Below are 22,351 nucleotides of genomic sequence, written 5' to 3'. Positions count from 1 at the left end.
TCGCTACTAAGTGTAGGCCATTGCGGAGATGATGGGGTTTACGGAACGTCGTAGCCTAACGCCGCTTTGCGGATACGGAACCACTGCTGGCGGGACATCTTCAGCTTTTCGGCCACCACCGCGGAACGCACGCGCTCTATTTTCCCTGAGCCAATAATCGGCAACGGCTGCGACGGCAGGCGCAGGATCCAGGCATACACCACCTGCTCAATGCTCTCCGCATTCAGCTCCTGAGCAACGCGCGCCAGCTCATCGCGCAGCGGCTGGAAGCTGTCGTCGTTAAACAAACGACCGCCGCCGAGGCAGGACCATGCCATCGGGCGAATGCGCAGCTGCTGAAGCTGATCCAGCGTACCGTCAAGCAGCAGCGGCTGATGGACCGGAGAAATTTCCACCTGGTTGGTCGCCAGGGTAAACGGCAGGCGCGACTGCAGCAGGGTAAACTGGGCGGGGGTAAAGTTCGATACGCCGAAGTGACGAACCTTGCCGCTATGGTGAAGGGCCAGGAAGGCTTCCGCCACTTCATCCGCATCCATCAGCGGGTCCGGACGATGAATCAGCAGCAGGTCAATATGGTCGGTGGCAAGGTTACGCAGCGACTGCTCCGCGCTGAGAACAATATGGTCGCGGTCGGTAATATAGTGACCGATGGTGTTTTCCGCCCGCGCTTTCGTGGCAATCCCGCACTTGGTGACAATTTCCATCCTGCTGCGCAGATGCGGCGCCAGCTTTAGCGCTTCGCCAAACGCCGCCTCGCAGCGATAGTCACCGTAAATATCGGCATGATCGATGGTGGTAATGCCCAGATCCAGGTGTTGCTCAACAAAGCCCACCAGCGCCTGAGCGGACATATTCCAGTCCATCAGACGCCAGTAGCCCATCACAAAACGAGAGAATTCCGGCCCCTGCGGAGCCATAGCAATACGCTGAACCATAACAGCTTCCTCAATAAAAAAGTGCCCTGAGTATACGCAATTTTAGGCTTAAAACAGTGAGGGTTGCTGCGGTTCTACCGCACTATCCTGCTTAGCTGCGCGTAATTTGCGCAGCAACCGCTGTCGGCACAGACGCAAAACATCCTGCTTTTGCGCATCGCTCATTTTCTGCCAGTTAAAACGCTCGTCGCGGCTACGCATACACCCCCGACAGTAGCCGCGTTCATCAGACTGACAAATCCCCCGGCACGGACTCTGTACCGGGAAGAATTCCAGTTGTTCAGCCACTTCGCCTCTCCTGCCACTCATCTCTTTCTTTATTGAAGACGTTTCATCCGCCGTACGCAAATTTTGTTCATCAGCCTCTGCGCCAGGCGGCATTTTTAATTATGACTTGCATTAGACCAATCGGTCTATTACAGTGAGCACCATGAACAAGCACAGTGAATGTAACACCCGCGAACATATCCTGGCCACCGGCGAGCAGCTCTGCATGCATCGGGGGTTTACCGGTATGGGGCTGAGCGAACTGCTGAAAACAGCGGAAGTGCCGAAAGGCTCTTTCTATCACTACTTTCGCTCTAAAGAAGCCTTTGGCGTTGCGCTGCTCGACCACCACTACGCCGGATATCTTCAGCGCCTGGTCGAGCATTTTGACCACGGCGAGGGGAACTATCGCGACCGCCTTTTGGCCTACTATCAGCATACGCTGACGCAGTTTTGCCAGCAGGGCATCATCAGCGGCTGTCTGACGGTGAAGCTGTCGGCAGAGGTCTGCGATCTGTCAGAAGATATGCGCACCGCGATGGATAAAGGCGCCAGCCAGATCATCGTTCTCCTCGGCGACGCGCTGGAGAAAGGCCGTCAGGAGGGCAGCCTTGCGTTTGACGGAGACGCCTTAACCCTCTCGCAGGTGCTTTACTCCCTGTGGCTGGGGGCGAATCTGCAGGCTAAAATTACGCGTAGCGCAACGCCGCTGGAAAGCGCCCTTGCCCACGCCAAACGTATTATTGCTGCGCCTGCCGTTTAACAGGCGTTTTTATTTACCCCGTTTCAAGACGACCGGTCTACTCAGGAGTCATTATGTCAGAATCAAAGTTGTTTACCCCGTTGAAAGTGGGTGCGGTAACCGTACCGAATCGCGTGTTTATGGCTCCGCTGACGCGTCTGCGCAGCATTGAACCGGGCGATATTCCTACCCCGCTGATGGGCGAATACTACCGCCAGCGCGCCAGCTCAGGCCTGATTATTTCCGAAGCTACCCAGATCTCCGCTCAGGCTAAAGGCTACGCGGGCGCACCGGGCCTGCACAGCCCGGAACAGATTGCCGCATGGAAAAAAATCACCGCCGGCGTACACGCGGAAAACGGGCGTATTGCCGTTCAGCTGTGGCACACCGGGCGCATTTCGCACAGCAGCATCCAGCCGGGTGGCGCCGCGCCGGTTGCACCATCGGCCATTAGCGCGGGCACCCGTACCTCGCTGCGTGATGAAAACGGCCACGCTATTCGCGTAGACACCTCGATGCCGCGCGCGCTCGAAACCGCCGAGATCCCCGGGATCGTTGATGATTTCCGTCAGGCGGTAGGCAACGCCCGCGATGCCGGCTTTGACCTTGTCGAACTGCACTCCGCGCACGGCTACCTGCTGCACCAGTTCCTTTCCCCTTCTTCCAACCATCGTACTGACCAGTACGGCGGCAGCGTGGAGAATCGCGCTCGCCTGGTGCTGGAAGTGGTTGATGCGGCGAGTAAAGAGTGGAGCGCCGACCGTATTGGGATTCGCGTCTCGCCTATCGGTAGCTTCCAGAACGTCGATAATGGCCCGAATGAAGAAGCCGACGCGCTCTATCTCATCGAAGCGCTGGCCAAACGCGGTATTGCTTACCTGCATATGTCCGAGCCGGATTGGGCTGGCGGCCAACCGTACAGCGATGAATTCCGTCAGAAAGTCCGCGACCGCTTCCCCGGTGCTATTATCGGCGCTGGCGCCTACACGGTGGAAAAGGCAAACGATCTGATCGGTAAAGGCCTGATCGATGCCGTGGCCTTCGGTCGCGACTATATTGCCAACCCGGATCTGGTCGCGCGCCTGCAGAAGAAGGCCGCGCTGAATCCGCAGCGTCCGGAAAGCTTCTACGGCGGCGGCGCGGAAGGTTATACCGATTACCCTACTCTGTAATCCCTCCATTGATAGCGGCGGGTTATCGCCGCTATACTTAACGCTCTGATGTATCAAAATAAACTGCATAGGGGACATTATGCGCTTACTTCACACCATGCTGCGCGTTGGCGACCTGCAACGTTCTATTGAGTTTTACACCAACGTGCTGGGCATGAAACTGCTGCGCACCAGCGAAAACACTGAGTATAAATATTCGCTGGCATTCGTGGGTTACGGCGAAGAGAGCGATACCGCCGTGATTGAGCTGACCTACAACTGGGGCGTTGATAAGTACGATCTCGGCAGCGCTTATGGCCATATCGCGCTCAGCGTTGAAAACGCGGCAGAAGCCTGCGAGCGTATCCGCCAGAACGGCGGCAACGTAACGCGTGAAGCCGGCCCGGTCAAAGGCGGCACCACCGTCATCGCTTTCGTCGAAGATCCGGATGGCTATAAAATTGAACTGATTGAAGAGAAAGACGCCGGAAAAGGCCTCGGCAACTAATCGGCTGCGGGCACCCGCGGTGCCTGCTGTTTTATCCCCTTCCTGCTGCAAGCCGCGGCAAAATTTGCCATAATGCGCGCTACTTTTTTCCAGCTAAGAGAATCTGATGTCCGAGAACGTTCAACTTAATGGTCTGTGCGACCGTTTTCGCGGTTTTTATCCTGTGGTAATCGATGTTGAAACCGCCGGATTTAATGCCAAAACCGACGCCCTGCTGGAGATCGCCGCTATTACGTTGAAAATGGATGAGGAAGGCTGGCTGATGCCGGACGAAACGCTGCATTTTCATGTTGAGCCTTTTGAAGGCGCCAACCTGCAGCCCGAAGCGCTGGCTTTTAACGGTATTAATCCTAACGATCCCGAGCGCGGCGCGGTGAGCGAATACGATGCGCTGCACGCGATTTTTAAAATGGTCCGCAAGGGAATGAAAGAGAGCGACTGCAGCCGCGCGATTATGGTCGCGCATAACGCCACGTTCGATCACAGCTTTACCATGGCGGCGGCAGAGCGGGCTGGCCTGAAACGTAACCCTTTTCATCCGTTCGTGACCTTCGATACCGCGGCTCTGAGCGGCCTGGCGCTGGGTCAAACGGTGCTGTCGAAAGCCTGTATTGCTGCGGGAATGGCATTTGATGGTACCCAGGCACACTCGGCGCTTTACGATACCCAGCAAACCGCCCAGCTGTTCTGCGAAATCGTCAACCGCTGGAAGCGCCTTGGCGGCTGGCCATTACCCATGGCCGAAGAGTAAGCGATAAAAAAAGCGACTTCACCGGAAGTCGCTTTTTTATTGGCAGCCGAATTACTCTGCTTTCGGTTCGTCAGTCTTGTACTTCGCGGCCGTTTCTTTGATCAGCTGCTGCAGTTCGCCGCGCTGATACATTTCAATCACGATGTCACAGCCGCCGACCAGTTCACCGTCAACCCACAGCTGCGGGAAGGTCGGCCAGTTAGCGTATTTCGGCAGCTCTGCGCGGATGTCCGGATTTTGCAGGATATCGACGTAGGCAAAACGTTCGCCACAGGCGGAGAGCGCCTGAACGGCCTGAGCGGAGAAACCGCAGCTTGGCAGCTTCGGCGACCCTTTCATGTACAGCAGGATCGGGTTTTCAGCGATTTGACGTTGGATTTTTTCTAAAGTCGTGCTCATTGTCGTGCTTCCTTAAACTTCTTTACGGCAGTAATTTGTCATTGTAGCGCCCTGGGCGCAGGACCGATAATAACATTTTTTTCACTTGCCACATTTTATCTTCTGTCGGCATAAGTTGCCTTAAAAATATCATTTTATTGCTATACGCGGCAACGCCTTGCGCGTTTTTCACGCTCAGGTACCTCTGACGGAAGCATTTTTTTGCAAATGTTAACCAAACGAGACGTTAGATACAAAAGAGTAGTAACTCTCCACGATTTTATGCTTTAGAATCGATGCGGTTTGTCATTCATCGTCAGGCATCTGTATATGTCTGTAATTTAATCAGGGGAGTGCTCAGTGGCGCGTCTTAACAAAATCGCGATTTCGCTCTGTGCATTACTTTTCACATCTATTTCACTGACGCCGCTGGCGCATGCTTCCGGGCATACGCACGCTTCGGCCACGCCAAAAGCGCATCCGGCCAAGGGCACGACCGCAGAGCGTAAGAAAAAAGCAGCCAGCTCTAAAAGTAAAACCACCGCCAAAACCCCCAGCAAGAAAACGTCGACCGCCAGCCGCAGCAACTCAACCGCGTCACGCCAGACTGCCAGCGCCACAAAAAAATGCGTTCTGCGCAAAGGCTATAAAAAACTGTGCGCCAGCTCGACAAGGTCGATAGCAGAAAGCAAAATGGCAACCGCAAGCGTGCAGAAAAAGTGCGTAGTGCGTAAAGGCTATAAAACCCGCTGCAAACCGGTTGCCGACGAGCCGCAGCTGACCATCGCCGACGCGCATAAAGCTCGGGTACAAAAGGCGCAAAGCACCGCCATGTCCAAGCTGATGGATCAGATTGGCAAACCCTATCGCTGGGGCGGCACCTCTCCGCGTACCGGGTTTGATTGTAGCGGTCTGGTCTATTATGCCTATAAAGACCTGGTTAAAATTCACATTCCGCGCACCGCCAATGAGATGTATCACCTGCGCGACGCCCGTCCGGTGGATCGCGGCGAGCTGCAAAGCGGGGATCTCGTCTTCTTCCGCACCCGCGGGCGCGGCACTGCCGATCACGTCGGGGTTTACGTTGGCAACGGCAAATTTATCCAGTCTCCGCGTACCGGCCGCGATATTCAGATCACCTCATTAAGCGACGATTACTGGGTACGCCACTACGTTGGCGCGCGTCGCGTCATGACGCCGAAAACCATTCGCTAATTGTGCCTTGTCGCTGCGGCGGCAGGGTAACTCTCTCTTTTGCCACATCTTTTAATTTGCTACTATTATTACCCTGCGTAATACATGGTTATTACGCAGGCAAACTATAAAAAGGAGAGTAGCAATGTCGTTCGAATTACCTGCATTACCATATGCAAAAGACGCCCTGGCGCCGCACATTTCCGCAGAAACCCTGGAATACCACTACGGTAAACACCACCAGGCCTACGTCACCAACCTGAATAACCTGATCAAAGGCACTCCGTTTGAAGGCAAAACCCTGGAAGAGATCGTGCGTTCTTCCGATGGCGGCGTTTTTAACAACGCCGCTCAGGTCTGGAACCACACCTTCTACTGGAACTGCCTCGCGCCGAACGCCGGCGGCGAACCGCAAGGCGAACTGGCGGCGGCTATTGCTAAGTCCTTCGGCAGCTTCGCTGATTTCAAAGCCAAATTCACCGACGCAGCGGTAAAAAACTTCGGCGCAGGCTGGACCTGGCTGGTGAAAAACGCCGACGGTAGCCTGGCCATTGTCTCCACCAGCAACGCCGGTACGCCGCTGACCAGCGACGCGACTCCCCTGCTGACCGTGGATGTCTGGGAACACGCTTATTACATCGACTACCGTAACGCCCGTCCGAACTATCTGGAGCACTTCTGGGCGCTGGTAAACTGGAAGTTTGTTGCTGCTAATCTGGCTGCATAAAAGCAAACCGCAGAAGCCTTTCAGCTTCTGCGGTTATTGTATGACTTCACGCAATATTAACGGTTGGCGAACGCCTCTTCCGGTTGCGCCCGGCCGCTGAACAGCACCAGCAGTAGCGCCACGCCCGCGATAATCGCCCCCATCACCGGGACAAAGGCATAGCCCAGGCCGCCAGAGATGACCGCGCCGCCCGCCGCCGCGCCCAGCGCATTTCCGAGGTTAAAAGCCCCAATATTGACCGATGATGACAGCCCCGGCGCTTCGTGGGCGACGCGCATCACGCGCATCTGCAAAGGCGGCACCACCGCAAAGGTCGCTGCACCCCAGACCACCATACTGATTGCCGCGCCCACCTGCGATTGCGCCAGCAGCGGGATCGCCAGCATGATAACCATCAGCAGCAGCAGAAAGCCCTTCAGCGTACCGCTAACGGAACGGTCGGCAAACTTACCGCCAAGGTAGTTACCCAGCGAGAAACCGACGCCAATCAGCACCAGCATGGCGGTCACAAACAGCGGGGAGGCGTGGGTGATGGTATGCAAAACGGGAGAAATATAGGTATAAAGCGTGAACATCGCCCCTGCCCCCAGTACCGTCGTCAGCAGCGCCGACAGCACCTGCGGACGCATCAGCACGGAAAGCTCCTGCTTGACGTCAGGGCGCTCGCCGGCGCTGCCCTTCGGTAGAGAAAACCACAGACCGATAATCGCGATCACGCCCAGCCCCGCCGTTGCAAGGAACGACATCCGCCAGCCGATGGTTTCGCCCAGCCAGGTCGCCGCGGGAACGCCGCCGATATTCGCGATGGTCAGCCCCATAAACATCGTCGCCACCGCGCTGGCCTGTTTGTGTTTTGGCACAACGCTCGCCGCCACCACCGAACCCAGGCCGAAGAAGGCGCCGTGGTTAAGGCTGGTAATAATGCGCGACAGCAGCAGCGTGGTGTAATCCGGAGCAATGGAAGAGAGTACGTTACCGAGGGTAAAAATCGCCATCAGAAAGATCAGCGCATTTCTGCGCGCGCGGTGGGAGAGCAGCAGAGTCATCAGCGGCGCGCCGACCATCACGCCGATGGCATAGGCGCTAATCAGCATTCCCGCCGCCGGAATCGAAACGTCCACGCCTTTAGCGATAACCGGTAATAGCCCCATCGGGGAGAACTCGGTTGTGCCGATACCAAAGGCACCGATCGCCAGCGCGAGCAGGGGAAAATTGATTTTCATGCAGGGACTCCATCAGGCCGCCTTCCGCGACGGCATCTCTTCAGAAGTCAAAAGCATGACATCAATCACAGAAAAACAAAAGTGAACGAAATGGCAAAAGATTTTTGCGAAAATGATAATAATGGCGGAGAGAAAGGGAGAGCGGCCCCTCCCTTATCGCATAATTAGTGCAGTACGGCGGTCAAACCTGCGGCAACAATCAAACCAAGAACAATAATCGTCGTCGTCAGCGAAAACTTTAAATTTGTATCCATCAATTTTTCCCCCTGATTATCCCCACATGAAAAGTGAGCTTGCTCATTTTTACACAGAATAGCGTAAAAATCTTCCGAGATTTAGAGTGATGCACATTTTTGCTCTTCCCCTTTGCCCCAAGATCGGACAAAATCCCACGCTAATTTGAAAGCGTATCGGCCATTGACCCCTTCCTGTCGTTCTGTGTCGTTTTCCCGACGTGATGCCATGCTCAATTTTGGCGCCAGGGTGTGTACAGGCAAACGTTTACGTACCGATAAACAGACGATCAGGTCAAGGTCTGGAGTGAGAAGTAATGGCAACTATTAAAGATGTAGCGAAGCGCGCAAACGTTTCCACTACAACAGTGTCACATGTGATTAACAAAACCCGATTCGTTGCGGAAGAGACGCGCAATGCGGTGTGGGCGGCAATAAAAGAACTGCATTACTCCCCCAGCGCCGTTGCCCGCAGCCTGAAGGTCAATCACACCAAATCTATTGGTCTGCTGGCAACCAGCAGCGAAGCGGCCTATTTCGCTGAGATTATCGAAGCCGTCGAGAAGAGCTGCTTCCAGAAGGGCTACACCCTGATCCTCGGCAACGCGTGGAACGACCCGGAGAAACAGCGCGCCTATCTGTCAATGATGGCGCAGAAACGCGTAGACGGCCTGCTGGTGATGTGCTCCGAATATCCGGAGTCGGTGTTAAGCATGCTGGAGGAGTATCGCCATATTCCGATGGTAGTGATGGACTGGGGCGAGGCAAAAGCCGACTTCACCGACTCGGTTGTCGATAACGCCTTTGAAGGCGGCTATATCGCCGGGCGCTACCTTATTGAGCGCGGGCATCGCGATATCGGCGTGATCCCCGGCCCGCTGGAGCGTAACACCGGCGCAGGCCGGCTGGCAGGTTTTATGAAAGCGATGGAAGAGGCGCAGATTAGCGTTCCGGAAAACTGGATTGTGCAGGGTGATTTTGAGCCGGAATCCGGCTACCGCGCCATGCAGCAGATTCTCGGCCAGCACCCTCGCCCAACGGCCATCTTCTGCGGCGGGGATATTATGGCGATGGGCGCCATCTGCGCGGCGGATGAAATGGGTCTGCGCGTGCCGCAGGATATTTCGCTGATCGGTTATGATAACGTGCGCAACGCCCGCTACTTTAGCCCGGCGCTGACCACCATTCATCAGCCTAAAGACTCTCTTGGCGAGGCGGCGTTTAACATGCTGCTGGACCGCATCGTTAATAAGCGTGAAATCTCGCAGTCGATTGAAGTCCACCCTCGCCTGGTCGAACGCCGTTCCGTGGCCGACGGCCCGTTTGTCGATTATCGCCGTTAACCTTTCCCGCGGCGTCGGTCATTCCGGCGCCCGCAGCCACTCCCGGTTTAGCGTTTCGCTATCGCCAAGGTAATCCAGCAGCCATAGCAGCGCCGGCGAAGCATCGCTTTGCTGCCACGTCAGGCAGCATGCTGCGTCCGGGAAGGGGTTCTCCAGCTCCAGCGCCGTCCATGCGCCGCTATCAAGCCACGGGCGCGCTAAATGCCCGGGTACCATACCGACGCACAGTCCGGCGGAGAGACAGGTTTCTGAGGCATCCCAGTCCGGCACCACCACCCTCTTCTGATTATCCAGCAGCCAGGTGGTCCGCTTCGGCAACGAGCGCGAGGTATCCTCCCTGACCAGGGACGGCCAGTTGCGCAGAACGTCATCGCTCAGAGGCCCGGCCATTTTGGCCAGCGGATGGTGGCTCGCGACGACGCAGTCCCAGCTCAGCATTCCCATATCGCGAAAGGCGTAGCGGCCTCCTACCGGAATTGAGCGCGTCGCGCCAATGGCCAGCTCCACGCGACCGTCGGCGAGCGCATCCCAGACGCCGTTGAACACCTCCTGAAAAACAATCAGTTCGACGTCATCAAAATGACGATAGAAATCAACGATCATCTGCCGCATGCGCGTGGGTTTAACGATATTATCCACCGCAATAGAGAGCTGCCCGCGCCAGCCGTTGGCTATCTGCTGGCACTGCTGGCGGGTGATCTGCATTTTTTTGATAACAGATCGCCCCTCCTGTAAAAACCAGACGCCGGCCGGCGTTAATTCCACATCACGATGACGACGTTCGAACAGCGGTACCGCCAGCCACTCCTCCAGCTGACGCACGGTATAGCTGACGGCCGAGGGTACGCGGTGCAGTTCCTGCGCTGCGGCGCTAAAGCTGCCGTTGCGGGCGACAGCATCGACAACTTCAAGCGAGTATTCGGACCACATTTTCTGCCTGCAAAATTTTTGAATTCACCTGACAAATATTAGCGTTTCACAAGCCTTAATGCACTCCCTACACTCTGCGCCATCGTACCTGCAACAATAAAAAGAGAAGATGATGCAACAACCTGGGAAAGGATTTTTAGTCTGGCTGGCTGGACTCAGCGTACTGGGCTTTCTGGCGACCGATATGTATCTTCCGGCTTTCGCCGCCATGCAACAAGATTTGAACACTTCTGCGGCCTCCGTCAGCGCCAGCCTGAGCTTGTTCCTGGCAGGCTTTGCGCTGGGCCAGCTTTTCTGGGGGCCCCTTTCCGATCGCTATGGCCGCAAGCCGGTGCTGTTGAGCGGGCTGGCCATTTTTGCTGTCGGCTGTCTGGGGATGCTGTGGGTTCGCGATGCCAACCTGATGCTCGCGCTGCGATTTATTCAGGCCCTGGGGGTTTGCGCCGCCGCGGTGACCTGGCAGGCGATGGTCACCGATTATTATCCAGCGCAAAGAACCAACCGGATTTTCGCCGCCATTATGCCGCTGGTCGGTTTATCGCCGGCGCTGGCGCCGCTGCTCGGCAGCTGGCTGCTGGTCCATTTTGAATGGCAGGCTATTTTTGCCGTGCTGTTCGCGATTACCCTGCTGCTGATGCTGCCCGCCCTGCGTCTGAAGCCAGCGAACAAACCGGTTGCCAGCGCCCAGCAGAAGCTCACGTTTCTCACCCTGCTGCGCTCGCGCGAGTATAGCGGTAACGTGCTCATCTACGCCGCCTGTTCCGCCAGCTTTTTTGCCTGGCTGACGGGTTCGCCGTTTATTCTTCATGAAATGGGCTATGGCCCGACAGTTATCGGCCTGAGCTACGTTCCGCAAACTATCGCGTTTCTGGTGGGCGGTTATGGCTGCCGCGCGGCGCTGCAAAAATGGCAGGGCCAGCAAATTCTGCCCTGGCTGCTGGCGATTTTCGCCCTCAGCGTCGCCGCCACCTGGCTGGTAGGCCTGCGGGAAAACGCCACGCTCGTTGGTTTGATGATTCCGTTCTGCGCCATGGCGGTGGTGAATGGCGGTATTTACCCTATCGTCGTCGCGCAGGCCCTTAAGCCATTCCCACAGGCGACCGGCCGCGCCGCTGCGCTGCAAAACACCCTACAGCTTGGCCTCTGTTTCCTTACCAGCCTGCTTGTCTCGACGCTGATTGCCACCCCGCTGCAAACGACCACCAGCGTGATGCTGGTCTCCATCGTGCTGGCCGGGATGGGCTACCGCATGCAGTACAAAGCTGAGCATCTGGCAACAAAATCGTCACATGCTTAAGGTAATGTGCTGATAGTGCTAAGATCCAGTAATTAGCTTGCTAAGATATTTTTGTTGAAAGCCTGTTTTTAGCGGCCTATACTGGATCCGGCATCACATAAATAGAAATTAATTGATTTTAACGGGAGCAGGATGCATCCCGTTTCACCATGGAAGGCCTTTCGGCAAGGGTTATCTCCCTTCCTCTGTTCTACGTCGGATAGCAGCCTCACGGATTATCCGTGAGATTTCTCACAAAGCCAAAAAAGCGTCTACGCTGTTTTAAGGTTCTGATCACTTGGGCGTGATGGAGAAGCTATGAGTTCATCGTGTATAGAAGAAGTAAGTGTACCAAATGATGACTGGTACCGAATTGCAGCTGAATTATTAGGCCGTGCGGGCATTGAAATTAATGGTCCTGCTCCCTCCGACCTGCGAATTAAAAACCCTCTCTTTTTTAAGCGCGTTTTACAGGAAGGGTCGCTGGGGTTAGGCGAGAGCTATATGGACGGCTGGTGGGATTGTGAGCGGCTGGATATATTTTTCCATAAAGTTTTACGCGCCGGTCTGGAAAATCAGCTTCCCCATCATTTCAAGGATACCTTGCGTATCGCCAGCGCACGCTTATTCAATCTGCAAAGTAAAAAGCGGTCCTGGATTGTCGGTAAAGAGCATTACGATTTAGGTAACGATCTGTTCAGCCGCATGCTCGACCCCTATATGCAGTACTCTTGCGCTTACTGGAAAGACGCGCAGAGTCTCGATGACGCGCAGCAGGCAAAATTAGATCTGATCTGCCGTAAACTTGAGCTTGAGCCCGGGATGCGGGTACTCGATATCGGCTGCGGCTGGGGCGGGCTGGCTTACTACATGGCCAAACATTACCAGGTCAGCGTGGTTGGCGTGACCATCTCGGCAGAGCAGCAGAAAATGGCGCAGCAGCGCTGCGCGGATCTCGACGTCACCATCCTGCTCCAGGACTATCGCGACCTGCACGAAAGCTTCGATCGTATTGTTTCCGTTGGCATGTTCGAACATGTCGGGCCTAAAAATTACGCCACCTATTTTGATGTGGTCGATCGTAATCTGAAACCCGATGGCCGTTTCCTGCTGCATACCATCGGTTCGAAAAAAACCGATCATAGCGTTGACCCGTGGATTAACAAATATATCTTCCCTAACGGCTGCCTGCCGTCGGTGCGCCATATTGCCGAAGCCAGCGAATCGCATTTCGTTATGGAAGACTGGCATAATTTTGGTGCCGACTACGACACAACGCTGATGGCCTGGTATGAGCGCTTCCTCACCAGCTGGCCGGAAATCGCCGACAACTACTCGGAACGCTTCAAACGTATGTTTAGCTATTATCTGAATGCCTGCGCTGGCGCTTTCCGCGCGCGCGATATTCAGCTCTGGCAGGTGGTTTTTTCTCGCGGTGCCGAACACGGCCTGCGCGTGGCCCGCTAAAAATATCCCCCGCGTCGGCGGGGGATATTTTTTACTCGGCCGCCGTTTTCAGTGCCGCCTCTTTCGCCGCCAGCACGCGCTCGACGGTATCGATGACCGCCTGAGTCTGCGGATCGATTTCAATATTCACCCGATCGCCCAGCTTTTTCACCCCAAGCGTAGTGCGCTGTAGCGTTTCCGGGATTAAATGAACGCAAAAGCGGGTTGGCGTCACTTCACCGACGGTAAGGCTAATCCCATCTACGCCGATATAGCCTTTATAGAGGATATATTTCATCAACGTCGGGTCCTGAACCTTAAACCAGATCTGGCGGTTATTTTCCGAGGTAAGAATTTTCACCACTTCCGCGGTGGTCATAATATGGCCGGACATCAGGTGACCGCCAATTTCATCGCTGAATTTCGCCGCCCGCTCAACGTTAACGCTGTCGCCCTCGCCAACCTCGCCCAGATTGGTTATACGCAGGGTCTCTTTCATCAGGTCAAAACTCACTCGCGCGCCGTCTATATGGGTGACGGTCAAGCAGCAGCCGTTGTGCGCCACGGAAGCCCCGGTTTCGAGCCCCGCCAGCATATGCTCAGGCAGCTCCACGACGTGGGTGCGAAAGTTAGGTTTTTCATCGATCGCCACCACTTTGGCGGTCCCCTGCACAATACCGGTAAACATATTTTGCTCCTGTATAAATTCGTGACGGTATCAGTACCGTTTTAGGCTATGACGAACAATAACAGGTGGCAAAACAGGTTGCCAGCGCACAACGTGCAGTGGAATTTTTTCACTGGCTAAATGGCTAATCCTCGCTACAATAGTCTGGCAAATCCCTCTGCTTTTCTTCTTGCTGCCACATATGGCGGCTTTTTTAGTCCTCCAATAACAACAATATAAAGGTGTTTACGTGCAGAAGTATTTTATTGAAGCGCGTCAGTTATTAGCACTGGCTATACCCGTTATACTCGCCCAGGTGGCGCAAACCGCCATGGGCTTCGTCGATACCGTGATGGCGGGTGGCTATAGCGCCACCGACATGGCGGCCGTCGCCATCGGCACCTCTATCTGGCTACCGGCGATCCTCTTTGGCCACGGCCTGCTGCTGGCCCTGACGCCCGTTATTGCCCAACTGAATGGTTCCGGCCGTCGCGAGCGTATCGCTCACCAGGTACGCCAGGGGTTCTGGCTGGCTGGCTTCGTCTCCCTCATGGTGATGGTCGTGCTGTGGAACGCCGGTTACATTATCAGCTCAATGCATAACATCGACCCGGCGATGGCAGATAAGGCGGTCGGCTACCTGCGGGCGCTGCTGTGGGGCGCGCCCGGCTATCTGTTCTTTCAGGTCGCTCGCAACCAGTGTGAAGGCCTGGCGAAAACCAAGCCGGGTATGGTAATGGGATTTATCGGTCTGCTGGTCAACATTCCGGTGAACTATATTTTTATCTATGGCCACTTTGGGATGCCGGAGCTCGGCGGTATCGGCTGCGGCGTGGCGACGGCATCGGTTTACTGGGTCATGTTTTTCAGCATGCTCTTCTGGGTGCGCCGCGCGCGTTCGATGCGCGATATTCATCACACAGAGCGCTTCAGCAAACCGGATTTCGCCGTCATCCAGCGTCTGGTACAGCTGGGCCTGCCGATTGCGCTGGCGCTGTTTTTCGAAGTGACCCTCTTCGCCGTCGTGGCGCTGCTGGTTTCGCCGTTGGGGATCGTTGACGTCGCCGGGCATCAGATAGCCCTCAACTTCAGCTCGCTGATGTTCGTCTTGCCGCTCTCGCTGGCGGCAGCGGTGACCATTCGCGTCGGTTTCCGTCTCGGGCAGGGTTCCACGCTGGAGGCGCAGACCTCAGCCAGAACCGGCGTCGGCGTCGGGGTGTGCATGGCCGTTTTCACGGCGGTTTTCACCATTCTGATGCGCAAGCAAATCGCGCTGCTGTATAACGATAATCCCGAGGTGGTTACCCTCGCGTCCCAGCTGATGCTGCTGGCGGCGATCTACCAGATTTCCGACTCCATTCAGGTGATCGGCAGCGGGATTCTGCGCGGCTACAAAGACACGCGTTCCATCTTCTTTATCACCTTTACCGCCTACTGGGTATTGGGACTGCCGAGCGGCTACCTGCTGGCGCTAACCGATATCGTGGTACCGCGCATGGGCCCCGCCGGGTTCTGGTGCGGCTTTATTATTGGCCTCACCTCCGCCGCCGTAATGATGATGCTGCGCATGCGTTTCCTGCAGCGTCAGCCTTCCAGCGTCATTTTACAACGCGCGGCGCGCTAGCCCGTCCCGGAAGCGAAGTCGCTATCCAACGGCGCTGATTCAGCGCCGTTTTCTCATGCTGGTGAAGAAATATTCTTTTGCATCAGTAAAATATAACCAATATGGATAAAACTTCTGCGATCGTGAGAAATCTGGAAGAAAAGTGACGTTTGCCTCTTGCCACAACCCCTCCCTCCCGCTAATATGCGTCCCCGTTGCCACTGCAACATTGCGTTCATAGCTCAGTTGGTTAGAGCACCACCTTGACATGGTGGGGGTCGTTGGTTCGAGTCCAATTAAACGCACCACCTTGCATTTTTATGCGTCTGTAGCTCAGTTGGTTAGAGCACCACCTTGACATGGTGGGGGTCGATGGTTCGAGTCCATTCAGACGCACCAATCCGCTACCTCTCTGTAATTTCTGTATTTTTAATCTGAAACTCACTGCTTTCGTTTGCCAGAACTTTTGTGTGCGGAACAAGATTTTTATCCTTGCATATTCCATACCAATCCAGACTCGTGCAGGGGCATCCAGCGCATTTAAGTACATTTTTAAGTATATCGAAAATGGCCTTTCAGCTCCCGTATGACGGGATAAAACACCCTTTCACCGGGCCATTTTTTTATTTTTTCAGCGGAAAAGTATTTCAGAATTTAAAAATTCAGACATAGATATTACAGAGTATTGCAGACTGAGTGAGGTGAATATTATGCCACTATCTGATACTGCTATTCGCAATGCTGATATACGCTCTAAAAACTACTCACTGACCGACATGGATGGGCTTTCCCTGTTTGTCAGCAAAACAGGTACCAAAAGCTGGCACTTTCGCTATTACCAGAATGGAAAACAGAACCGTCTGAGTTTTGGCTCTTACCCTGAAATTTCATTAAGCGAGGCTCGCGTCTTACGACACCCACTCGTACTTCAACCTCTGGGGCCTGCAAAACATCTCCGACGATCTGATTGTGAATATCCTTGTGGGCGTGATGTTTCTGGTGTTACCCGCATTCTGGCTGGGGGCGCTGACGTGGGCGGGCGTCAGGATCGGCGCGGCAGTAACCGGCTCTATCAATGGTGGAACAGCAGAAATTAACGTAGATTCATGTCATAAGCCATCCGTCTTACTCCCTCGGGACTCCTGCCGAGTATGGAAGCGATCTTACTGACAGGCATGATGCCGTGATGGTCTTTTAAAAACTGACGTTCCTGATTGCTCCAGTTACTGACCGTCACACCCAGATGGCAGGCTTGTGCGTAAATTGCCAGCCTTGTTCTGCCGGGCAACAGTACCTGCATATAATCCAGCCCCTTATGATAATGCAGACGGATCAGCGACCGTTCGTCTTCAATCCAGGGCCGGGAACCCGGTTTACCCACCCCGGATGTAAGCGCTATTCGTTGCATAGCACCAGCGCTTCGCCCCAGTTTTATGGCGATCTCCTCTGTCGGAAGCCGCCCATAGTGTTGTTCAACATACTGAATATCTTTAATCGTCCATGGGGACAGATGATTTCGCCGGTTTTGCGCTTTACCTGCCATCAGTTCGACTCCCTGTTACCTTCCTGCTCCCTGACAAACGGGATTTTTTGCTTAACGACGGAACGTGCCGGGATCACTGGCACCCGGGTCTGTTTCTGAATGAACATCCCCACCCTGGTTCGACACCTTTCCCAGTATGTGACTCAACGAATCCAGATGACGTGAGACTTGTTCTGCATTACTCGCGTTAGCGTTCTCCTGGGGGGGAACAAGCTGTCGCAGTTGCTCTTCGACCGGCACTGCGCTGGCAAACGAACTCGTTATCTGCCAGACCATCGTCTTCAGCTCGCTTCCCGTCAGGTATTTTCCCTTCTGGTGATCCAGCGCATCAAGCTTAGCCGACAGCGCCCGGAGTTGCGTCATTCCCTCATGCCAGCCCTGGAGCTGGCTGGCTGGCAGCGACCGGGCTCCCTGATATTGCTCCCAGCGCTTTACCAGTTCACGGGTTGCCGGATCGTCCGGCCACAGCGCTTTCGCCTGCGACACCAGTCCCTGACCATAGCGAAGCCGCCATCCTGGCGACTGGTTCATGATCCCGTTGACCTGGTTCGTGATTCGCTCAAGCCACTTGGCAGAATCTTTCCGGCCGTTACCCGTTTCCCTGAACGCAGCGATTTGCGGGGCCGTCATGGGTTCGGGCAGCGAGGCAACGGAGGCAGCCAGGGTTTTTGTGGCGTCATCCGGTTGATGCAGAACCAGCCACCCGGGAGAGCATCTTCTGGTACAGGGTCGATTCGCTGTTACGCACGCCCATCAGGCGAACCAGCAGGGAGCGCGCCTGGCTGACCATGTTTTCATCGGCTCGCAGTTTCCACTCAGGATGAGTGACCAGCTGTGCGCCATAGAACGACAGCAGCGACGGAGCCATACCCTGCCAGACGCCGTTTTTTACACCGTTACGCACCGGCCAGTCATTCAGCAATGCAGCGCTGAACCAGGCGGCGTCCATATGTTCCGGACGCGCCAGCATCAGGTAGAGTTTGAGCTGGTCATAGGTGTTTTTTGCCATCTGCTCGCGCAGCGGGTTGCCCGGCGGCAGCGCATTAAAGGCAGTGAGCTGAGTCTGCAGATGCTCTGCGGCCGCATCCCGCAACAGCGGCAATACGCTGTCCTGATAGCGTGGCCAGAGTGCGGCCAGCAGCGCATTGTTCTGGCTCAGCCCGGCCTGCTCGTACCACGGCACGCCGTGTTCTGAACGGTACTGCAGTCGGGCCAGCGTTTTCTGCAGTTCAGACAGCGCGTGCAGACGCTGCTCCAGCGGCTGATTCTGTCGGGCGGCAAGTGCGGCCTGGGCATTCGCGCCGTCAATCTGGCTGCGGTTGGTGACATACGCGATGCCCATCCATGCAGCCCAGCTCACCATCGCCAGGGCGACGACAGACGCAAACACTTTGCGCCATGGAATGCCCGGCTTGCGCGGACGCAGTCCGGCAGCAAGCGTGCGGACAGACTCAGGTAAAACATCCCAGCGCTTATCCATGCCCCAGTGGTGCGTCACGGCACGTTCGGTACCGGCAGAGGGCTGACTGAACACCACACCGGCCAGCGGCAGCGGGCGGTACGGATTAAGCATCACCGACAGCGGTGCGGTCACGCTTTCCGGCTCACGAATGAGCTGGTCGGCAAGCGTCAGCAGGAAGTTATGTTTCACCTCACCGCAGGTCTGCTGAAGACCCTGTGAAGTCAAATCTGGCGTCAGGGCGGACAGTTGCTCTGCCAGCCCTTCAGTACGGCAACCGGCAGGCAACAGACAGCCGGTTGCCTGCGTAATGCGCCCTTCCGGCTTACCGGCGCGCGGGTGCAGGGACCAGACATACAGCGGGAGTTTCCAGCCAAGTATATCCATTCGGTTGCTGATGGCGTGGGAGAGCGAATCCATGGTGCTGTCTGAAGGTACCGGCAGCGGCTGCCCCAGCCCTGGTGCTGAGAGCTGGTCAAAGGCCGAAGTGACCCACACCAGCCCATCTACCGGACAACGGCGCAGTTTTCGCAGCGCGGTCAGCCAGGCACTGTCTGCCGGCGTATTGAGGTCGCCGCCCCACAGCAACAGCGTGCCGCAGTCTTCCTGCCAGAGCTGAGCCGTAAGACCAGGGGTCAGTTGCTCCACCTCAGAGGCGGTACCGGTTATCAGCAGGATGCGTGTTTTACGCCCCCAGCAACGACCGTAGAGGTTACGCATGGCGTCACGGATGGTGTCGACGGTGACATTGCGGGGCGCGGTCTGCTTGACGCGGCCTTCATCGACGGGCAGAACATTTTTGCGTTTTGCCTGAAAGCGATGCCAGCCCTGTTTGATGGCAAGTGTAATTGTTTTGCCATGGCGCAACAGCATCAATAAAACCAGGACACCGGCAATGACCAGCCCTTTAAGTAACGGAGTATGCAGCCCCATTTGATCACCAAAGTGCCAGATACCCCAGGCAATTCCGCCTGATAAAAGCGCAGAGAAGCCCAGTCTTCCCCAGACTCCGCGCCATGCTGAATCACCCGTGGTCATCGTTTCGGTTCCCTGTTTGTACTGTATTAATAAATTTCTGGTTGCCATCTGTAGAAAGCATCAGACAGTCTGCTTTTTGTATATTCACAATATCGCTGGCGACTGCGGCCATTACCCATGGAGAAAAGGGGCCGCTGAGCCCGGCATATTTTTCCAGCCAGTGGAGCTGTTCAGGTTTCCAGTGCCCTGTGTATACGGCAGCTGCTTCAAGCAGGTCAGGAAATGCATCACCCCAGGCAGCCTGATCGCCGATGATATTTTCTGTGGCACAGGCCTGAGTCTGCGTTGAGAAAAACGTATCCAGTGATTGACCGATATCAACCATATCTAACGACATTGGCCGTAGCAGGCGGGCATCATGTGTAAGTTGATATTTTGTGGCAACATCATCTGATGTCAGCAACAAAGAGGCCAGGATGTCGCTATAACACCCTTTCCCCTGAGTCTGATGCACCAGAATAAGATCCACATCCAGCGTTGGCGATTTGATCCTTTCTTCCAGCCAGATAAAGGTCTTTGCGGTCTGTATATTAAAAATAGGGACAGGGCGTAAAGGAACTGTGTCCTGCCAGACCTTCGCAAATTCGTCCTGCAGTTTCAGGGGATCTTCCTGCGAATCCGTCAGCAAAGAGACACTGAGGGGTAAGTCTGATGGAACCCTGGCCAGGGCATCACTTGCACATTCAAGTAGTTGTGAGAAGGAATTTTCTGGAGCTGGGTGATGAAAATGCTGCGTCAAAGTTGTGTGCTGCATCTGCTCTGCTGAGGCCTGCAAAAAGCGAGATGGCGTCAGAGCCTCCGGAAAAATGACACTGCTATGGAGCACTGCAATGTTTCTCCCGGCCCATTCAGTCCATTGTTGCTGGGCGTAATCAGCCTCATTAGCCTCGAACTCGTGCTTATCAAATGCACTATTGAAGACCCAAGCCCGCAGGCAAAGGAAGAAAAACCAGATAACTATGGGGCTTGCTGTGACGACCCAAATATTGAATGCCTGTAAAGGCCCTGAAAGCTTATTAGCATGCAGGACGAACAGCATCACACTCCCTACAACTGCAACAACTCCCAACATAAACCAAAGAACAAAGGAAGGTTCTTCAGGCTTCTTGGATACCGTTGATTTCTGACGCTCCCAGCTCATTAGTTATCCTATTACACAATCCGGCGCGCTGGATATCAGCTGACAACCACATTCACTGCGGCAACCATCCACAGCAATCGCTTTACCGTCTGAAGACCATTCAGGCGAACCTTCAATAATGGCATTAACACCATGTCCTTCTTTCGGACAGCTAACTTTGTCTCCGATCAGTGCAACCTTTTTACCATTAACAATCATGGTCGATGACGCAGAAAGCACCTGCCCACCATGTGTAGTTTTATCACCGAGTAAAACGAATCCTTTAGACATAAATTGTTCCAGTTACAGATAGTGTTTGGAATAAAGCGTAACGACTAAAATATATTAATTGTTCATCACACAGCGGAATACATACTGTGGACCAATGCCAAACCTCTCATAATCGTCATCAGCATTGATCTTTGGAATTGGTAATTTAGATTGTCTGAACATTGTTAATGAATATTGGGGGTTACTTCCAACGGCCCCTCTCAACACTTTTTTAGTTCCGGTCTCCGGCCCTTGCGGATCCCTTTCAGGAGAATGTTCATAATAATTAGCCGAATACCAATCATTAGTCCACTCAGAGCCACTTAGTCCCATATCATAAAGACCAAGAGGATTTGGTGGATATTTACCTATGGGATAAAATGGAAAACCAAACCCATCAGTAAACTTATCTAACTCATCATCGCTTGGTATATTCTTACCTTTTTCAAACTTACCATTATTGGTTGCAAATGGTAGATATTGGCCTCGAGATCTCGCAGCATATTCCCATTGAGCTTCCGTAGGTAAATCAATATTCTTTCCTGCCGTATGGCCCAACCATTGGCAATAATCTTTGGCCTGTTGCCAAGTGACACTGACAGAATAATCACCTCCAGCTAAAGAGGGATAATCCTTAACAAGGATGTTAACTGGTGGTTTTTCTTTCCCAGTCGCATTCAAATAGACAAGATAATTAGCATTCGTGACCTTGAATTTTGAAATTGAAAAATCACTTAAAACAACCCTATGTGATTTTTTATCATCTTGGTTAATGCTAAATGGAAGTTTCTCACCTACCAGTGGGCCAAAATCGCCCATGAGAAACTCACCTCCCTGAACAGAGATCATGTTCGCGACTGACTTATCTGCAAGGATTTTCGCGGCCAGAGTATCGGCCGCTGCACTACCCTGATCGCAACCGGTCAGAAAACACACTCCCGTCGCGATAGCTATTAGCTTCTTATTCATCTCATTCCTTAATGATTACGCCATTATGGTGCTTTCATGAGGCTTGATGAAAGTGCTACTTATTCATCACACAACGGAATACGTACTGTGGGCCAACACCATACTTCTCGTAATTATCGTCTTTGTCGATTTTAGGTACAGGCTCTGACGATTGTCTGAACATGGTAAGAGCATATTGGCTGTCACCACCAATGTAGCCTCGCAGCACTTTCTGAGTGCCATTCTCTGGCCCATGAGGATCGTTCAATGGTGAATGAGAGTAATAGTCCGATGCGTACCAGTCGTTCACCCACTCGGAACCGCTTAGGCCCATGTCATAAAGCCCGAGTGGATTTGGGGGGTATTTGCCGATAGGGTAGATGGGCAGCCCCATTCCATCAGTGTATTCATCCAGTTGTTCTTCGCCGGGAATGTTCTTGCCTTTCTCGAATTCCCCGTTGTTGGTAGCGAAGGGAAGGAATTGCCCTCTGGACCTCGCGGCGTATTCCCACTGCGCTTCGGTCGGCAGGTCGATCTTTTTACCTGACACCTTACCCAACCACTGGCAGTAATCCTTAGCCTGTTGCCAGGTTACGCCA

At 54.4% G+C, this 22,351-nt stretch carries 24 protein-coding genes, 2 tRNA genes and 3 pseudogenes; 14 read left to right on the top strand and 15 right to left on the bottom strand.

What is annotated here, in order from left to right; genetic code table 11:
* Positions 1–38 precede the first annotated feature (38 nt).
* Both HMPREF1144_RS27800 and HMPREF1144_RS32185 read right to left on the bottom strand, forming a co-directional pair.
* Positions 39–935, bottom strand: coding sequence for an aldo/keto reductase (locus HMPREF1144_RS27800; protein WP_009654772.1), 897 nt, complete (start codon positions 933–935; stop codon positions 39–41).
* A 48-nt stretch (positions 936–983) separates the two neighbouring features.
* Positions 984–1,244 carry a DUF1289 domain-containing protein gene (locus tag HMPREF1144_RS32185; RefSeq protein WP_161505415.1) on the bottom strand — a complete coding sequence of 87 codons (261 nt, stop codon included), beginning with the start codon at positions 1,242–1,244 and terminating at the stop codon, positions 984–986.
* A 121-nt stretch (positions 1,245–1,365) separates the two neighbouring features.
* Here HMPREF1144_RS32185 and HMPREF1144_RS27795 point away from each other — a divergent pair, with 121 nt between their 5' ends.
* The 4 genes from HMPREF1144_RS27795 (at position 1,366) to rnt (ending at position 4,354) form a co-directional block, all read left to right on the top strand.
* On the top strand, positions 1,366–1,965 hold the full coding sequence (locus HMPREF1144_RS27795) for a TetR/AcrR family transcriptional regulator (protein WP_004851468.1): 600 nt from the start codon (positions 1,366–1,368) through the stop codon (positions 1,963–1,965).
* Between the two features lie 53 nt (positions 1,966–2,018).
* Complete coding sequence (locus tag HMPREF1144_RS27790; protein ID WP_004851469.1) at positions 2,019–3,116, top strand: alkene reductase; 1,098 nt, start codon at positions 2,019–2,021, stop codon at positions 3,114–3,116.
* 79 nt (positions 3,117–3,195) lie between these two features.
* Positions 3,196–3,603, top strand: a complete 408-nt coding sequence (gene gloA / locus HMPREF1144_RS27785) for a lactoylglutathione lyase (RefSeq protein ID WP_004119471.1) — start codon at positions 3,196–3,198, stop codon at positions 3,601–3,603.
* 106 nt (positions 3,604–3,709) lie between these two features.
* Positions 3,710–4,354 carry a ribonuclease T gene (rnt, locus tag HMPREF1144_RS27780; RefSeq protein ID WP_004851472.1) on the top strand — a complete coding sequence of 215 codons (645 nt, stop codon included), beginning with the start codon at positions 3,710–3,712 and terminating at the stop codon, positions 4,352–4,354.
* A 51-nt stretch (positions 4,355–4,405) separates the two neighbouring features.
* Here the strand turns inward: rnt and grxD are convergent, their stop codons facing one another.
* Together grxD and HMPREF1144_RS33415 are read right to left on the bottom strand one after the other, a co-directional pair.
* Positions 4,406–4,753 (bottom strand): monothiol glutaredoxin 4, encoded by a 348-nt coding sequence (gene grxD, locus HMPREF1144_RS27775; RefSeq protein WP_004102692.1) that lies wholly within the window; start codon positions 4,751–4,753, stop codon positions 4,406–4,408.
* A 22-nt stretch (positions 4,754–4,775) separates the two neighbouring features.
* Positions 4,776–4,925 carry a hypothetical protein gene (locus tag HMPREF1144_RS33415; RefSeq protein WP_009654702.1) on the bottom strand — a complete coding sequence of 50 codons (150 nt, stop codon included), beginning with the start codon at positions 4,923–4,925 and terminating at the stop codon, positions 4,776–4,778.
* Between the two features lie 167 nt (positions 4,926–5,092).
* Between HMPREF1144_RS33415 and HMPREF1144_RS27770 the strand changes: the two genes are divergently transcribed.
* Together HMPREF1144_RS27770 and sodB are read left to right on the top strand one after the other, a co-directional pair.
* Positions 5,093–5,947 carry a C40 family peptidase gene (locus HMPREF1144_RS27770; RefSeq protein ID WP_009654747.1) on the top strand — a complete coding sequence of 285 codons (855 nt, stop codon included), beginning with the start codon at positions 5,093–5,095 and terminating at the stop codon, positions 5,945–5,947.
* A 124-nt stretch (positions 5,948–6,071) separates the two neighbouring features.
* Positions 6,072–6,653, top strand: coding sequence for a superoxide dismutase [Fe] (gene sodB, locus HMPREF1144_RS27765; RefSeq protein ID WP_004851476.1), 582 nt, complete (start codon positions 6,072–6,074; stop codon positions 6,651–6,653).
* Between the two features lie 56 nt (positions 6,654–6,709).
* On the opposite strand, the gene HMPREF1144_RS27760 is transcribed toward sodB, so the two are convergent.
* Both HMPREF1144_RS27760 and HMPREF1144_RS33160 read right to left on the bottom strand, forming a co-directional pair.
* Positions 6,710–7,876, bottom strand: coding sequence for an MFS transporter (locus HMPREF1144_RS27760; protein ID WP_004851479.1), 1,167 nt, complete (start codon positions 7,874–7,876; stop codon positions 6,710–6,712).
* Positions 7,877–8,040: 164 nt separating this feature from the next.
* Positions 8,041–8,130: a YnhF family membrane protein gene (locus HMPREF1144_RS33160; protein WP_049082851.1), complete on the bottom strand. Its 90-nt coding sequence runs from the start codon at positions 8,128–8,130 to the stop codon at positions 8,041–8,043.
* 296 nt (positions 8,131–8,426) lie between these two features.
* On the opposite strand from HMPREF1144_RS33160, the gene purR reads away from it, so the two are divergent.
* Positions 8,427–9,452, top strand: coding sequence for an HTH-type transcriptional repressor PurR (gene purR, locus HMPREF1144_RS27755; RefSeq protein WP_004851481.1), 1,026 nt, complete (start codon positions 8,427–8,429; stop codon positions 9,450–9,452).
* A gap of 18 nt (positions 9,453–9,470) precedes the next feature.
* Here the strand turns inward: purR and punR are convergent, their stop codons facing one another.
* Complete coding sequence (gene punR, locus HMPREF1144_RS27750) at positions 9,471–10,382, bottom strand: DNA-binding transcriptional activator PunR (protein WP_004851483.1); 912 nt, start codon at positions 10,380–10,382, stop codon at positions 9,471–9,473.
* A gap of 112 nt (positions 10,383–10,494) precedes the next feature.
* On the opposite strand from punR, the gene punC reads away from it, so the two are divergent.
* Together punC and cfa are read left to right on the top strand one after the other, a co-directional pair.
* Entirely contained in the window at positions 10,495–11,679 is a 1,185-nt protein-coding gene (gene punC / locus HMPREF1144_RS27745; protein WP_009654751.1) for a purine nucleoside transporter PunC, read from the top strand.
* Between the two features lie 297 nt (positions 11,680–11,976).
* Complete coding sequence (gene cfa, locus HMPREF1144_RS27740) at positions 11,977–13,125, top strand: cyclopropane fatty acyl phospholipid synthase (protein WP_004851486.1); 1,149 nt, start codon at positions 11,977–11,979, stop codon at positions 13,123–13,125.
* 31 nt (positions 13,126–13,156) lie between these two features.
* Here cfa and HMPREF1144_RS27735 read toward each other — a convergent pair whose 3' ends face one another.
* Entirely contained in the window at positions 13,157–13,792 is a 636-nt protein-coding gene (locus HMPREF1144_RS27735) for a riboflavin synthase (RefSeq protein ID WP_004851490.1), read from the bottom strand.
* A gap of 229 nt (positions 13,793–14,021) precedes the next feature.
* Here HMPREF1144_RS27735 and mdtK point away from each other — a divergent pair, with 229 nt between their 5' ends.
* From mdtK to HMPREF1144_RS33845, 5 genes and pseudogenes are all read left to right on the top strand, one after another.
* Complete coding sequence (mdtK, locus tag HMPREF1144_RS27730; RefSeq protein ID WP_004851492.1) at positions 14,022–15,395, top strand: MdtK family multidrug efflux MATE transporter; 1,374 nt, start codon at positions 14,022–14,024, stop codon at positions 15,393–15,395.
* A 210-nt stretch (positions 15,396–15,605) separates the two neighbouring features.
* Positions 15,606–15,682 (top strand) — tRNA-Val (locus HMPREF1144_RS27725).
* 14 nt (positions 15,683–15,696) lie between these two features.
* Positions 15,697–15,773 (top strand) — tRNA-Val (locus HMPREF1144_RS27720).
* 311 nt (positions 15,774–16,084) lie between these two features.
* Positions 16,085–16,228: pseudogene (locus tag HMPREF1144_RS33950) on the top strand (Arm DNA-binding domain-containing protein); the annotation flags it as partial.
* Between the two features lie 46 nt (positions 16,229–16,274).
* A pseudogene (locus HMPREF1144_RS33845) lies at positions 16,275–16,544 on the top strand (hypothetical protein); the annotation flags it as partial.
* On the opposite strand, the gene HMPREF1144_RS32525 reads toward HMPREF1144_RS33845, so the two are convergent.
* The 7 genes and pseudogenes from HMPREF1144_RS32525 to HMPREF1144_RS27685 all read right to left on the bottom strand — a co-directional run.
* Positions 16,468–16,917: a hypothetical protein gene (locus HMPREF1144_RS32525; protein WP_004851494.1), complete on the bottom strand. Its 450-nt coding sequence runs from the start codon at positions 16,915–16,917 to the stop codon at positions 16,468–16,470. The pseudogene HMPREF1144_RS33845 and the gene HMPREF1144_RS32525 sit on opposite strands and share 77 nt — an antisense overlap.
* Before the next feature lie 51 nt (positions 16,918–16,968).
* Positions 16,969–17,547, bottom strand: a complete 579-nt coding sequence (locus tag HMPREF1144_RS27710) for a VasL domain-containing protein (RefSeq protein ID WP_227500463.1) — start codon at positions 17,545–17,547, stop codon at positions 16,969–16,971.
* A 67-nt stretch (positions 17,548–17,614) separates the two neighbouring features.
* A pseudogene (locus tag HMPREF1144_RS27705) lies at positions 17,615–19,414 on the bottom strand (ImcF-related family protein); the annotation flags it as partial.
* Entirely contained in the window at positions 19,401–20,555 is a 1,155-nt protein-coding gene (locus HMPREF1144_RS27700) for a hypothetical protein (protein ID WP_009654744.1), read from the bottom strand. The pseudogene HMPREF1144_RS27705 and the gene HMPREF1144_RS27700, both read right to left, overlap by 14 nt.
* Before the next feature lie 3 nt (positions 20,556–20,558).
* A complete protein-coding gene (locus tag HMPREF1144_RS32175) occupies positions 20,559–20,825 on the bottom strand; it encodes a PAAR domain-containing protein (protein WP_042928656.1) in 267 nt (88 codons plus the stop codon).
* Between the two features lie 54 nt (positions 20,826–20,879).
* Entirely contained in the window at positions 20,880–21,653 is a 774-nt protein-coding gene (locus HMPREF1144_RS27690) for a formylglycine-generating enzyme family protein (protein WP_172619287.1), read from the bottom strand.
* Between the two features lie 175 nt (positions 21,654–21,828).
* A partial coding sequence (locus HMPREF1144_RS27685) for a formylglycine-generating enzyme family protein (RefSeq protein WP_042928654.1) occupies positions 21,829–22,351 on the bottom strand: 523 nt, incomplete at its 5' end.

It is taken from the genome of Klebsiella sp. OBRC7 (genome assembly GCF_000293135.1).
GTDB lineage: Bacteria > Pseudomonadota > Gammaproteobacteria > Enterobacterales > Enterobacteriaceae > Klebsiella > Klebsiella michiganensis.
This window is presented reverse-complemented; position numbering and strand designations above follow the sequence as displayed.